This is a genomic window from Algoriphagus antarcticus, assembly GCF_002150685.1.
GTDB classification, from domain to species: Bacteria; Bacteroidota; Bacteroidia; order Cytophagales; family Cyclobacteriaceae; genus Algoriphagus; species Algoriphagus antarcticus.
Map to the genome: position 1 here is coordinate 1 of NZ_MSSW01000121.1, position 978 is coordinate 978.

Here is a 978-nt window from a genome sequence, read left to right on the forward strand (position 1 = left end):
CGTTAGCTCGCATAATAGAAAAAAATGAATCCAGCCGAAGATTGCTTAAAATATCTCCAATCGAGAAATTGGATAGAACTAGCAAAAGTTTTATCTAATAATGCGAACGCAAAAGATTTAGCTGAATCTCAAACGTTCTTAATATTTGAAAACGTATTTATAGACGAGTTAAAGAGACATGAAAATGAAACGAATGATGACTTAATTGTTGTGGCTTCGAGAATCTTCCAAATACATAAACACGACAATTCAACTTTCACATTATCTGAAAATGCTCTTAAAGGCATTGCTAGGTATTTATTTGACAAGACCCCCAACGAAATTTATGCTAAAATTCTTATTGATGACCCAGACGCACAATTATTCTTAGGAAACCTGAAAGTAACAATTCAAAATAAAATTGATATTGACCAACTTAGTGCAAACCTTAATATAAAAATTGGCGAACATGGGAATCTTCAATTTGATAAAGATATTTTCAATGGTTCTCCTCAAGAGAAAGAGCTCTACCTAGCCGCTAAGAAAGTATTAAATAATTCGATTATACTCCCAAATACTGCACTCAGTACAATTATAGACTCTAAGGTGTGCGACATTCTAAATAATATCACCGCTAATTTTTTTTACAAATCAACACTTGACTTATGTATTGTAAATCCAACTACATTTAGACCAGAACTATTTATAGAACTTGATAGCAGTTGGCATGATAAGCCAAAAAATTTAGAAAATGATAAGATGAAAGACGAGATATTTCAAAAAGCAGGTTTAAAACTACATCGACTTAGAAAAAAACAAAACAAAGAAATGATTGATATTTTTGAACTTTTCATTAGACAAAATTACGCAAGCTAACAGGCGTTTGGCAAAAAAGCGGGTTCAGTGCTTAATTGAAGCTTTGTGCTTCGTATCAAGTTCAGTGCTGGCAGACAGTTTAGTGCTTCGTAATCCGCTTCTTCGCCAAGCGCCAAAACGTTA

Annotated in this window: 1 protein-coding gene; it reads left to right on the plus strand. The window is 33.0% G+C overall.

The window, feature by feature from the left end; genetic code table 11:
• Positions 1-24 precede the first annotated feature (24 nt).
• The gene (locus BVH04_RS24790; protein WP_086544147.1) at positions 25-855 is read left to right on the plus strand and encodes a DUF2726 domain-containing protein; all 831 of its coding nucleotides are present in this window, start codon (positions 25-27) and stop codon (positions 853-855) included.
• Positions 856-978 lie beyond the last annotated feature (123 nt).

What these genes read in the sequence shown, in the direction of transcription:
- BVH04_RS24790 (WP_086544147.1), top strand. Translation starts at nt 25, where the DNA reads ATGAATCCAGCCGAAGATTGCTTAAAATATCTCCAATCGAGAAATTGG.